Annotated in this window: 10 protein-coding genes; 4 read left to right on the top strand and 6 right to left on the bottom strand. The window is 63.9% G+C overall.

Annotated elements, in window-relative coordinates:
- Positions 1–22 precede the first annotated feature (22 nt).
- Positions 23–1,468, top strand: a complete 1,446-nt coding sequence (locus ACYG9Y_RS06085) for an aldehyde dehydrogenase (protein WP_023739491.1) — start codon at positions 23–25, stop codon at positions 1,466–1,468.
- Positions 1,469–1,721: 253 nt separating this feature from the next.
- On the top strand, positions 1,722–2,753 hold the full coding sequence (locus tag ACYG9Y_RS06080) for a hydroxyacid dehydrogenase (RefSeq protein ID WP_023739492.1): 1,032 nt from the start codon (positions 1,722–1,724) through the stop codon (positions 2,751–2,753).
- 164 nt (positions 2,754–2,917) lie between these two features.
- Here the strand turns inward: ACYG9Y_RS06080 and msuE are convergent, their stop codons facing one another.
- Positions 2,918–3,478, bottom strand: a complete 561-nt coding sequence (gene msuE / locus ACYG9Y_RS06075) for an FMN reductase (protein WP_023739493.1) — start codon at positions 3,476–3,478, stop codon at positions 2,918–2,920.
- Between the two features lie 124 nt (positions 3,479–3,602).
- Positions 3,603–4,259 (bottom strand): glutathione S-transferase family protein, encoded by a 657-nt coding sequence (locus ACYG9Y_RS06070; RefSeq protein WP_460223107.1) that lies wholly within the window; start codon positions 4,257–4,259, stop codon positions 3,603–3,605.
- Between the two features lie 147 nt (positions 4,260–4,406).
- Here ACYG9Y_RS06070 and ACYG9Y_RS06065 point away from each other — a divergent pair, with 147 nt between their 5' ends.
- The gene (locus tag ACYG9Y_RS06065) at positions 4,407–5,294 is read left to right on the top strand and encodes an AraC family transcriptional regulator (protein ID WP_023739495.1); all 888 of its coding nucleotides are present in this window, start codon (positions 4,407–4,409) and stop codon (positions 5,292–5,294) included.
- Between the two features lie 107 nt (positions 5,295–5,401).
- Complete coding sequence (locus ACYG9Y_RS06060) at positions 5,402–7,048, top strand: acetolactate synthase large subunit (protein ID WP_023739496.1); 1,647 nt, start codon at positions 5,402–5,404, stop codon at positions 7,046–7,048.
- Positions 7,049–7,077: 29 nt separating this feature from the next.
- On the opposite strand, the gene melA is transcribed toward ACYG9Y_RS06060, so the two are convergent.
- From melA to ACYG9Y_RS06040, 4 genes are read right to left on the bottom strand one after another with little or no spacing between them, the layout of a single operon-like run.
- Positions 7,078–8,448, bottom strand: coding sequence for an alpha-glucosidase/alpha-galactosidase (melA, locus tag ACYG9Y_RS06055; protein ID WP_352608518.1), 1,371 nt, complete (start codon positions 8,446–8,448; stop codon positions 7,078–7,080).
- Between the two features lie 21 nt (positions 8,449–8,469).
- Positions 8,470–10,137, bottom strand: coding sequence for an ABC transporter ATP-binding protein (locus ACYG9Y_RS06050; RefSeq protein ID WP_023739498.1), 1,668 nt, complete (start codon positions 10,135–10,137; stop codon positions 8,470–8,472).
- A gap of 10 nt (positions 10,138–10,147) precedes the next feature.
- The gene (locus tag ACYG9Y_RS06045) at positions 10,148–11,284 is read right to left on the bottom strand and encodes an ABC transporter permease (protein ID WP_023739499.1); all 1,137 of its coding nucleotides are present in this window, start codon (positions 11,282–11,284) and stop codon (positions 10,148–10,150) included.
- Entirely contained in the window at positions 11,285–12,292 is a 1,008-nt protein-coding gene (locus ACYG9Y_RS06040; RefSeq protein WP_023668135.1) for an ABC transporter permease, read from the bottom strand.
- Positions 12,293–12,359: the final 67 nt, after the last annotated feature.

Below are 12,359 nucleotides of genomic sequence, written 5' to 3'. Positions count from 1 at the left end.
ACGGCGAGCGAGGGAGAGAACAATGGACATCGGACTTCTGATCGACGGCGACAAAAGGGATGCGTCAGGCTCCGCCTCTTACGAGCGCATGGACCCGTTCACCGGCAAGCTGGCCACCCGCGCTGCCGCAGCCAGCATCGCCGACGCCAATGCCGCGGTGGAAGCCGCGGCCCTCGCCTTCAAGAGCTGGTCGAAGACCGGACCGGGCGAGCGCCGCGCTTTTCTGTCCAAGGCGGCCGATGTCATGGACTCCAAGGTCGGCGAATTCACCAGATTGATGATGGAAGAAACCGGCGCCACCGGCCCCTGGGCCGGCTTCAACGTCATGCTCGCCGCCAAAATGCTGCGCGAGGCAGCCGCCATGACGACGCAGATTTCGGGCGAGGTCATTCCCTCCGACAAGCCCGGCACGCTGGCCATGGCGATCCGCCAGCCGGCCGGCGTCTGCCTCGGCATCGCGCCGTGGAATGCACCGGTCATCCTCGGAACCCGTGCCATCGCCATGCCGATCGCCTGCGGCAACACGGTTGTGCTGAAAGCTTCGGAAATGTGCCCAGGCACACACCGGCTGATCGGCCAGGTGCTGGTCGAGGCCGGCCTGCCCAAGGGCGTCATCAATGTCGTCACCAATGACCCCAAGGACGCAGCGGCAATCGTCGAGGCACTGGTCGCGCACCCTGCAGTCAGGCGTGTCAACTTCACCGGCTCGACCAAGGTCGGCAGAATCATTGCCGAACTCGCCGGCCGTCACTTGAAGCCGGCGCTGCTCGAACTCGGCGGCAAGGCGCCGCTGGTCGTGCTCGACGATGCCGACATCGATGCGGCGGTCAATGCGGCGACCTTCGGCGCCTACATGCATCAGGGCCAGATCTGCATGTCGACCGAGCGTCTGGTCGTCGATGAAAAGGTCGCCGACGAGTTCGTCGCCAAGCTCGCCGCCCGCGCGGCGCAGCTGCCTGCCGGTGACCCGCGCGGCCATGTCGTGCTCGGTTCGCTGATCAGCAGCCAGGCCGCCGACAAGATGGAAGAACTGGTTGCCGACGCCGTCGCCAAGGGCGCCAGGCTTGTGGCCGGCGGCAAGCGCACCGGAACCGTGGTCGAGGCGACATTGCTCGACCACGTGACGCCGGCGATGCGCGTCTATTCGGAAGAATCCTTCGGCCCGGTCAAGCCGGTGATCCGCGTCAAGGGCGAGGACGAAGCGGTATGTGTCGCCAACGATACCGAATACGGCCTGTCCTCGGCCGTGTTCAGCCGCGACATCCGCCGTGCCATGGCGGTTGCCGCGCGCATCGAAGCCGGTATCTGCCACATCAACGGCCCGACCGTCGGCGACGAGGCGCAAATGCCGTTCGGCGGCGTCAAGGGTTCAGGCTACGGCCGCTTCGGCGGCAAGGCCTCGATCGCCGAGTTCACCGACCTGCGCTGGCTGACGATCGAGGATCCGGGGCAGCACTATCCGTTTTGACTGCACCTTCTCTCACAGGGGGAGAAGGAAAGGAGCCCTCAGGGCCGTTGCCTGGCGAGCCAACGGATTCCCGCATCAAAACCCGGCAAGGCTCGAGCCGCGCGATCGGCGGCCCCTCCCGGAGTTGTAAATCGTTTGATGGTGGGTATTTTACCCCTCAAGCACATGCCGCCGGAAAGCGGCAAGTGGTTTTGGGACTACCACAAGTGCAAAGCAAAATACGCGATGCGGATCGCGCCGGGGAGGAATCGTCATGCCAAACAAGGCCTTGCCGCTGGTCATCAGCGCGCCGGAACCACGCACGCTCGACCTGATCTTCACCCCACCGCAGCTGGCGCGCCTCAAGGCGCATTACCGCGTCGTCGAGACGACGGCCGAGGGCGTGGCGAACTTGCCCGCCGACGTGCTGGCCGAAGCCCGCTATATTATCGGCCAGCCGCCGATCTCGCCCGAGACTTTGGACCAGATGCAGGCGCTGCGTTGCGTCTTCAATGTCGAGACCAACCTCATCAACAACATGCCCTATGAGACGCTGTTTGTGCGCGGCATCCATGTCGTCACCACCGGCCTCGTCTTCGCCGAGCCGGTGGCCGAGCTTGGCCTCGCCATGGCGCTCAACCTCGCCCGCAACATCGTCGATGCTGACCTCGCCTTCCGCAAAGGCGAGGAGCTGTGGGGCGGTGACGGCAATTTGACGGCGCGGCTTCTGTCCGGCGCCGATGTCGGCATCATCGGCTTCGGCGATCTCGGCCGTGCGCTGAACCGGCTGCTGTCGGGTTTTCGCACCCGCACCAAGGTCTTCGACCCTTGGCTGCCGCCGTCGATCCTGATCGACAATGGGGTCAAGCCGGCCTCGCTGGACGAGGTGCTGACATCAAGCGATTTCGTCTTCGTCGTCGCTTCGGTGACCTCGGAGAACCAGGGTTTCCTCGGCGCTGAGGCCTTTGCAAGTATGCGCAAGGGCGCCGCCTTCATCCTGCTCAGCCGCGCCGGCGTCGTCGACTTCCCTGCCCTGATGGCGGCGGTGAAAAGCGGCCACATCGTCGCCGCCAGCGATGTCTTCCCAGAAGAACCGCTAGCGCAGGACCATCCGGTCCGCACGATCCCCGGCTTCCTGCGCTCCGCCCACCGCGCCGGTGCGCTCGACATCGCCTTCAAGCGCATGGGCGACATGGTGCTGGAGGACATGGACCTGATCGACCGCGGCCTGCCGCCTCTGCGCTCCAAGCGCGCCGAGCGCGAGACGGTGTCAAGGATGCGTTCGAAGCCGGCGGACAGGAACTAGTTGTCGCGAGAAATCCGCCTGAGATGGATTTCGCAGTTGGCCAAAACCCCTTTGTCATCGCCGCTCAGGATGACCGGGAACCTTCCGGCATTGGCGTTTTTCAGCCGGATCGCTCCCATTTTATTCACTCCGAGCAAAGCCGGAGGCGGCCCGCTCGCCTCGCTCTATCCGGCAGCAACGCCGGCTGCCGAGCGATTGGCCAGCACCAGCCCGACCTCGCCGACAACCTGATCGACGCGCTTCAGGATGGGTTCGGCCCGCAGCACGCCGTCGGAAAAGTCCTTGTCCGTGGCATAGACCCCTGTCGGCAGCGTCAGCGCCTCGAAGAAGCCGAACAACGGCCGCAACTGGTGCTCGACGATCAACGCGTGGCGATCGTTGCCGCCGGTGGCAAGCAGCACCACCGGCTTGCCGCGCAAGGAAGCGGGATCGAAGAGGTCGAAGAAGTGCTTGAACAGGCCGGTGTAGCTGCCCTTGTAGGTCGGTGACCCCACCACCAGCACATCGGCATTGACGACGCTGTCGAAGACTGCCCGGGACTGGCCGTCGAGATCGCGCGCCCATTTGGCAGCGCCGAGCGACGGGCCGAGGTCTTCGATGTCATAGGTGCTCGCCGACAGGCCATGCTGGCGCGCAATATCCCTGACAACCTGGTCGACAAAACCACGCGTCTTGGACGGCCTGGTGAAATTGCCGGAAAACCCGACGACGGTTGGATTGGGCATGTTTCTCTCACCTCTCGCGGCGGGGTTTCATACCGCATATTTACAGGCTTGCGCCTGCCGCAAGAAGCAAATGACTGACCTTGCAGCACCATAGTGAGGAATTTTTTCCGTTTGCCCGCTCGTCTCAGGCCGCGAGAAGCGGGCCATAGGATTCCAGGTAGAAGCCGGGCGACCTGGCGCAGGTCCGCACCGCCTCCCTGGCGGCAACCGTTTCCTGCCACCGCAGCAGGCGCTCGCATTCGGTCGGCATGACGAAGCCCAGATATTTCTCAAGCACGCACAGCTGTTCGAACCAGGGATAGAAGGCGATGTCGGCGGCGCTGAATTCCGAGCCCAGCAAAAACCGTTCGTCCGCCCCTCGCAGGGCGAAGGCATGCTGTTCCACAAAGCGCAGATCGTCGGCAAGCTGGGCCTTGATCCGCTTATGAACCATAGCGTCGGAAGTGTGCATCATGGTTGCCGTCCGGGCGTAAAGCTGCGTGTCGGCGAAGCTGATCCAGATGCGCGCCTCAGCGCGGGCCTGAGCATCCCTGGGGAAAATCGGCCGTTCGGGGAATGCATCATCGAGATATTCGCAGATGATCGACAACTCCCTGACATATTGCCCCTGATGGCGCAGCAGCGGCACCTTTCCCGTCGGCGTGAGTTTCAGGAACCACGCCGGCTTGTTGCGCAGATCGATTTCGATTTCCGTCGCCTGCAGGCCTTTCTCGGCAAGGGCGAGCCTGACACGGTGCGCATAGGGACAAAGCTGCGCGACAAAAAGCTCGATTGGCGGCATGAATAACTCCTGAGTTTCGTTATCGCCGACAAGCGGCCTGTCGGGCATAGCTAGGTCCAGTAAGGCCGGCGCGCTATTCGACAGCGTCTGGATTGATATATCGATCGTCTGTTTCTGGAGCGAAGCGTGGACCTCCTGGCTACCCTCATGCGCGAATTGCACTTCGCAGCCGCCGGGTACCGGCGCCTCGAACTGGCCGCGCCCTGGGCGATCTCGTTCAGCCAGGCTGGGCTTCGCGGCATTCACGTCGTCATCAAGGGGCGATGCGAGGCGGTGTTCGGTGAGGAAGATGTCGAGCCTCTCGATGCCGGCGACCTGATCATTGCACCGCGCGCCGATCCGCATGTGCTGCGGTCGCCCGGCGCGCTCAAAAGCGCGAACGTCCCCGCCGCCGAACTGGCGACCCAAACCGCAGCCGGGCGTATTCGCAGCGGCGGCGAAGGCGAAAAGACCGTCATCCTGTGCGGCGCCTTCGCCTTTCGCGACGCCGACCATCCGGCACTTGCCGGCCTGCCGCGCATCGTTCACATCCGGGGATCGAATGGCCGTCTGCCCAAATGGCTGCGTGGCTATGTCGAGGCCTTGCTGGTGGAAGCGACCGACGAAGGTCCCGGCAGCGACGTAGTCATGGCTCGCCTGTCTGGGGCCATCGTCACGCGCGCCTTGCGCTCCGGTCTGGAAAGCATGGACAATCCAGGTTGGCTGAGGGGATTGCAGGACCCCGCGATCGCCAGAGCGCTCGCGACCCTGCATGAAGCCTATGACCACGACTGGACGATCGAGACCCTGGCACGCGCGGTCGGGCTCTCCAGGGCAACCTTTGCCGCCCGCTTTCGCGATCTCGTCGGCGAAGCGCCCATGGCCTATCTCTTCGGCTGCCGCATGCGGCAGGCCAGCCGGCTGCTGCACGAGGGCAAGAGCCTGGGCCAAGTCGCCGAGGCGGTCGGCTACAGCTCGGAAGCCGCCTTCTCCACCGCCTTCAGCCGCCACGCCGGCGTCTCGCCCGGCCAATTCAGGAAACGGAAGGATCTGTAAGGCAGAGCGATATTGGCGGCGGCCGCGCCTCGCGCTAGGGCTTTGCCAGCACTATGTCTGATCATATCCCGACGCGGTTCGCCGCCGCTTTGCCCAGGAGATGCTTCGTGCCCAAAGGTTCTGACCTGCTTGTTGCCGCCCTCGAGAATGAGGGCGTCGATCGCATCTTCGGCATTCCCGGCGAAGAAAACCTGGACGTCGTCGAATCCATCCGCAAATCCTCGATCCAGCTCATCCTCACCCGTCATGAGCAGGCGGCGGCGTTCATGGCCGCCACCCATGGCAGGCTCACCGGCAAGCCAGGTGTGTGCATCACCACGCTGGGACCCGGCGCCCTGAACCTGACGACGGGTGCCGCCTATGCGCTGCTCGGCGCCATGCCGATGATCATGATCACCGGGCAGAAGGGCATCCGCTCGTCGCGCCAGGCCCGCTTCCAGATCGTCGACATCGTCGCCGCGATGAAGCCGTTGACCAAGCTGTCACGTCAGATCATCTCGGCGAAGACCATTCCCGCCGTGGTGCGCGAAGCGTTTCGGATTGCCGAGGAGGAGCGTCCGGGGCCGGTGCATCTGGAACTGCCCGAAGACATCGCGGCCGAGGAGTGCGATGATGTCGCGCTGATCCCGCCGCATCCGGTCGAGCTTCCGCTGGCCAGCCCGCTGGCGCTCGACCGTGCCGCTGAGATGATCATCAAGGCGCAGCGGCCGCTGGCGATGCTGGGCGCCGCCGCGTCGCGGCCGCGCTCGACCTCCGACCTCGCCCAGTTCGTCATCAGAACCGGCATTCCCTATTTCACCACCCAGATGGGCAAGGGCACGGTGCCCGGCGGCACCGAACTCTACATGGGCACAGCGGCGCTGTCGGAGCGCGACTATGTGCATGAGGCGATAGAACAGGCCGACCTCATCATCACCATCGGCCACGACACGATCGAGAAGCCGCCCTTCATTATGGGCGACAAGGGACCGAAGGTGATCCATGTCGGTTACCAGCCAGCCAATGTCGAGCAGGTCTATTTCCCGCAGACCGAAGTGATCGGTGACATCGGCGCTTCGCTCAGGCTGCTTGCCGACCGGATCGAGGGCAAGATCCCCAACGCGCAAGCGTTGCTGCCATTGCGCGAAGGCATTTTGACCCGCATTGCCGCCCGCGCCACCGAAGACCGTTTCACGCCGCAGCGTCTGGTTCATGACGTGCGCGCGGTGATGCCGGCCGATGGCATCCTGGCGCTCGACAACGGCATGTACAAGATCTGGTTCGCGCGCAATTACCGCACGCGCGTCGCCAACACTTTGCTGCTCGACAACGCCCTGGCCACGATGGGCGCCGGCCTGCCCTCGGCGATGACGGCCGCGATGCTCTATCCCGCACGCCGCGTCATGGCGATCTGCGGCGATGGCGGCTTCATGATGAACAGCCAGGAACTGGAAACCGCCGTCAGGCTGAAGCTCAACCTCGTCGTGCTGATCATCGAGGACAATGCTTTCGGCATGATCCGCTGGAAGCAGGCGGTCGACCGGTTCCCCGATTTCGGCATGACCTTCGGCAATCCCGATTTCGTCAGATATGCCGAGGCCTATGGCGCCAAGGGAACCAGGGTCGGCGCCGTCTCAGAAATACAATCGACGCTTGAACAGGCTTTTGCCGGCGGTGGCGTCCATCTCGTCGTCGTTCCGATCGACTATTCGGAGAACGAGCGCGTGCTGGTCCAGGAACTGCGCCACCGGTTGCCGGCGCCACCGGAGGCCTGACGGTGGAGTAGATACCGCCGCAGCAGCGCTCAGGCGGCCCGGACCTTGGCGCTCCCACGCGCCCAGGTCGGCAGCCAGTCGCCATGTGTCGCCAGCAACTCATCGACCAGCGCCCAGATCTGGTCGAGATCGAGTTCGGCCGCCGTATGCGGGTCCATCATCGCCGCGTGGTAGATGTGCTCGCGGTTTTCGGTCATCAACGCCTGCACCGTCAGTTCCTGCACATTGATGTTGGTGCGTATCAACGCGGTGAGTTGCGGCGGCAGCTCGCCAATATAGGTCGGCTGGATGCCGGAGGCGTCCACCAGACACGGCACCTCGGCGGCGCAATTGTCCGGCAGCGAGGTGATGCAGCCATTGTTGCGGACATTGCCGTAGATCACCGAAGGCTCCCCGGTCCACACCGAGTTCATGATCGAGGACGCGTATTCCTTCGATTGCTCGACTTCGATGCGGTCGGCCGAGCGATAGGCCTCGGCCTGGCCCTTCCAGCGCTCGATCTGTTCGATGCAGCGCTTGGGATATTCGTCGAGCGGAATGCCGAACTTGTCGATCAGGTCGGGGCGGCCTTCCTTGATGAAATAGGGCGTGTATTCGGCGAAATGCTCGGAGCTTTCGGTGACGAAATAGCCGAGCCGCGTGAGCATCTCGTAGCGCACCTTGTTGGGGCACCGCGGGTTCCAGCCCGGCTTCGGTGCCCTGCCCTCGCGATAGGCGCGGACGAGGTCCGGATAGAGGTTGCGGTAAGAGCCATCCGGCTGCCGGTGCTCGAACTTCAGGTAGAAGGCCATGTGGTTGATGCCGGCCGAGCGGTAGCGTATCTCGTCGTAGGGAATGTCGAGATCGTGCGCCAGTTCCATCGCTGTGCCTTGCACCGAATGGCAGAGGCCGACCTGTTTGATGTCAGGAAATTTCTCTGAAATCGCCCAGGTGTTGATCGCCATCGGGTTGACGTATTGCAGCATGATCGCGTCGGGGCAGACGGCCAGCATGTCCTCGCAGATCTTCCACAGATGCGGCACGGTCCGGAGGCCGCGCATGATGCCGCCGACGCCGAGCGTGTCGGCAATGGTCTGGCGCAGGCCGTATTTCTTCGGCACCTCGAAATCGGTGACGGTGCAGGGCTCAAAGCCGCCGATCTGGAAGGCGACGACGACGAAGTCGGCGCCGGCGAGCGCCCTGCGCTGGTCGGAATAGGTCTCGGCCTTCGCCTTCACGCCCAGCGTTGCGATCAGCTTGTTGACGACGATGGCGCTCTCTTCCAGCCGCTGCGGATTGATGTCCATCAGCGCGATCGTCGCGGCTGACAGCGATGGCCGCTGCAGCACGTCGCCGACAATGTTCTTCATGAACACGGTCGAACCCGCGCCAATGAAGGTGATCCTGGGATGTCTTGCCACTATTAAACCTCCGGCACTTTGCTACGCCACGTCGAAGGCGGCCCTGACGAGCCGTTCGGTGTAGGCGGTCTTGGGATGGGTGAGGACCTCGTCCACGGGTCCCTGTTCGACGATCTTGCCGTTCTGCATGACGATGACACGGTGGCAGAGCGCGCGCACGACCTTGAGGTCGTGCGAAATGAAGAGATAGCTAAGGCCGCGTTCGTCCTGCAGCTTGCGCAACAGGTCGATGATCTGCGCCTGCACCGAAAGGTCGAGCGCCGATGTCGGTTCGTCGAGCAGGATGAATTCGGGCTCCAGCGCGATGGCTCGGGCAATGGCGATGCGCTGCCGCTGGCCGCCGGAAAATTCGTGCGGGAACCGCGACAGGATATCGCCGGGCATGCCGGCGCTGACCAGGGCGTCGCGCACCCGACCGACCCGCTCGCGCCGTGTCGCGCCGATCCTGTTGACGACCAGCCCTTCCTCGATGATCTGGCCGATCGTCATACGCGGGTTAAGCGACGAGAACGGATCCTGAAAAACGACCTGCATGCGCGAGCGCAGCGGCCGCATCCCGGCGCGCGACAGGCCGTGGATCGGCTGGCCGTCGAAGCTGACCTCGCCGCGCTTGGCCTCGGTGAGCTTGAGCAAGGCGAGACCGAACGTGGTCTTGCCGGAGCCGGATTCGCCGACCAGCCCCAGTGTTTCGTGGCGGCAAAGTTTCAGGCCGAGATCGTCGACGGCGACCAGTTCGCGCCAGTCCGGCTTCAGGAAGCTGCCATGGCGCAGCATGAAGCAGACGCGCATATCGCGGGCCTCGAGGATGGTGCCGCTGTTTTCCGGCAGCGGCTGCGGCTTGCCGTGCGGCTCGGACGCGAGCAGCCGCTTGGTATAGGCATGCTGCGGGTCGGCGAACAGCCGCTCGGTAACGTTGTGCTCGCACATCTCGCCATGCTGCATGACATAGACATAGTCCGAGAATTTCCGCACCACGGTAAGGTCGTGGGTGATCAGGATGACCGCCATCCTGAGTTCTTTTTGCAGATTGCGGATCAAATTGAGGATCTGTGCTTGCACCGTGACGTCGAGCGCTGTCGTTGGCTCGTCGGCGATCAGCACATCAGGGTCGTTGGCGAGCGCCATAGCGATCATCACGCGCTGGCGCTGCCCGCCCGACATCTGGTGCGGATACTGTTTGATGCGCGCTTCCGGCTCGGGGATCTGGACATGCCGCAAAAGCTCGAGCGCCCGCGCCCAGGCTTGCTTGCGGCTGACCTTTCGATGCACTCTGATCGCCTCGACGATCTGACTGCCGACCGTATAGATCGGGTTGAGCGAGCTCATCGGCTCCTGGAAGATCATCGAGATGCGATTGCCGCGCAGCTTGCGCCGGGCGCTCTCGGGGAATTTCAGTATGTCCTGCCCGCAATAGTCGATGGTCGAGTTCGGCGACACGGTGGCCCGCTTCGACAAGAGCCCCATGACAGCGCGCGCCGTCACCGACTTGCCGGAACCGGACTCGCCGACGATGGCGATCGTCTCGCCGCGATAGAGCTGGAACGAGACATCCTTCACCGCGTCGACGACGCCGTGCTCGACCTTGAAGGCGACCTCGATGTTGCGGGCATCGATGATGGGTTGGTCGTGGCGGCCGGCATGGTCGAGCCGGACGGCTGGTGCGAAGGTGGCTGCGAGCGCAACGGTCATCCCGGCCACCTCAATAGGGATCGACGGCATCGCGCAGGCCGTCGCCCAGCGCGTTGAAGGCAAAGACGGTGATCAGCACGAAGCCGACCGGCGACAGGATCCACGGATAGGTGCCGATGACCGAATAGGTAGCCGTGTCCTGCAGCATCAGCCCCCATGAGATCAGCGGCGGTTTCACGGCGAAGCCGAGGAAGCCGAGAAAGGCTTCGAGCAGCACCACCGTCGGGATGGCGATCGTCACGGCGACGATGACGTGGCTCATCACATTGGGAAAAATGTGCTGCATGATGATACGCATGTCGGTGGCGCCAACCGCCATGGCAGCGCGCACATAGTCGATCCGCGCCAGCGCCAGCGTCTTGCCGCGCACCTCGCGCGACATCTGCGCCCAGCCCAGCGCCGACATGACGATGATGACGAAGGCGAGGAAAACGTTGGTCGGCGCGGTCACCGGGATCAGCGTCGTCAGCGCAAGATAGAGCGGCAATTGCGGGAAGGCGAGCACCAACTCGACGAAGCGCTGCATCCAGACGTCGAAGCGGCCGCCGAAATAGCCCGAGACCATGCCGACCGTGGTGCCGATGACGGTGATGATGAACACCACCGTCAGCGCGATCATCAGCGAGACGCGCGAGCCCTGGATGGCGCGCGACAACACATCCCGGCCGAATTTGTCGGTGCCGAGAAAATGCACCGGCTGGCCGTCGGCCGAAGCGAAGAAATGCCGGTTGGCGGGGATCAGTCCAAGCAGCCGGTAGTCGGCGCCCTTGACGAAGAAGCCGAGCAGGCGCGGATGCTCGTAATCCGGCCCGACGACCGGCTGGAAGGTGACCGGGTCGAGGTCTGCAGAATCCGCCAGCGCATAGACCCGCGGCTGGAGCACGAAATTCCCGTCTCTGTCGTGAAAACTCATCACTTGCGGCGGGGCGAAAGCGACATCGGTCACCTTGGAGTCCATCGGCGCGAAGAAATCGGCGAACAGCGCCATCAGCACCAGAAGCACGACCAGGATCAGCCCGGCCATGCCGGTCCAGGAGCGCCTCAGCCGGCGCCAGACCAGCGCCATATAGCTCTCATTGCCGCGTGGGGTCGCAATCGCGGTTGCTTCAGCCGGGGGCGGCGGCGGGGATGGGTCACGCGCCAGCATCTAGCTCTCCCTGAACTGGCGTACGCGCGGATCGAGCAGCGCGAGCAGCATGTCGGCGATGATGTTGCCGACGATCAGCGTTGCCGACAGCACCATCATGAAGGTCGCCGTGACATAAACGTCGCCCACCGCCATCGAGCCGACGATGGCGGGCCCGACCGTCGGCAGCGCAAAGATGATCGCCGTCTCGATCTCGCCGGTCAGCATGTAGGGCAGCACCACGCCCTGATACATGATGAGCGGGTGCAGTGCGTTGGGCACGGCATGGCGCATGACGACGGCGCTGCCGGTCAGGCCCTTGGCCTTGGCCGTCTCGACATATTGCGCGTTCAGCGTATCGAGCAGATTGCCGCGCATGACGCGCATATTGTAGGCGAGCCCGCCGAAGGTGGCGATCGCCACCACCGGCCAGACATGCTTGACGAGGTCGGCGAATTTCGCCCACGACCACGGCGCGCCGCCATATTGCGGCGAGAAGAAGCTGCCGATCTCCGACACGTTGAACTGAAAGACCAGGAGATAGACGATGATCAGCGCCATCAGGAAGCGCGGCACCGTCATGCCGAGGAAGGAGATGGCCGACAGCACCGAGTCGATCCATGTGTATTGCCTGGTCGCCGCCCAGATGCCGAAGGTGATGCCGAGCACCGACGCCAGCAGATGGCAGACCAATGCCAGCAGCAGCGTGCGCGGCAGCCGCTCGCCGACCACTGCGGCGACCGGCTTGTTGTAATAGAGGCTGTAGCCGAAATCGCCGCGGGTGATGATGCCGGCGACCCAGTTCAGGTACTGGACGGGCAGCGGTTTATCGAGGCCGTGCTCGACCCGATAGGCCTGCGCCTGCGCGTCGGCTTCGGCAAAAGACGCCCCGCCCTGGTTGATGAGCTGCGAACGGATATAGTCGGCATAGTCGCCCGGCGGCGCCTGGATGATGGCAAAGGTGACCAGGCTCAGGATGACCATGACCGGCACCGCCGATGCTATGCGCATGGCCAGGAATCGCAGCATCGGACCGTTTCTCCTCCTTGGATCTAATCTGTTGCCGCTGACCTTACTCCGTCCCGGCCGCGCGCGC

The sequence above is a fragment of the Mesorhizobium sp. W050 genome (assembly GCF_054719535.1).
This window is presented reverse-complemented; position numbering and strand designations above follow the sequence as displayed.

Bases quoted from the DNA above. Each gene is read 5' to 3' on its own strand.
- ACYG9Y_RS06045 (WP_023739499.1), bottom strand. From the start codon at position 11,284: ATGCTGGCGCGTGACCCATCCCCGCCGCCGCCCCCGGCTGAAGCAACC.
- ACYG9Y_RS06080 (WP_023739492.1), top strand. From the start codon at position 1,722: ATGCCAAACAAGGCCTTGCCGCTGGTCATCAGCGCGCCGGAACCACGC.
- ACYG9Y_RS06085 (WP_023739491.1), top strand. From the start codon at position 23: ATGGACATCGGACTTCTGATCGACGGCGACAAAAGGGATGCGTCAGGC.
- ACYG9Y_RS06040 (WP_023668135.1), bottom strand. From the start codon at position 12,292: ATGCTGCGATTCCTGGCCATGCGCATAGCATCGGCGGTGCCGGTCATG.
- ACYG9Y_RS06070 (WP_460223107.1), bottom strand. From the start codon at position 4,259: ATGCCGCCAATCGAGCTTTTTGTCGCGCAGCTTTGTCCCTATGCGCAC.
- ACYG9Y_RS06050 (WP_023739498.1), bottom strand. From the start codon at position 10,137: ATGACCGTTGCGCTCGCAGCCACCTTCGCACCAGCCGTCCGGCTCGAC.
- ACYG9Y_RS06065 (WP_023739495.1), top strand. From the start codon at position 4,407: ATGCGCGAATTGCACTTCGCAGCCGCCGGGTACCGGCGCCTCGAACTG.
- msuE (WP_023739493.1), bottom strand. From the start codon at position 3,478: ATGCCCAATCCAACCGTCGTCGGGTTTTCCGGCAATTTCACCAGGCCG.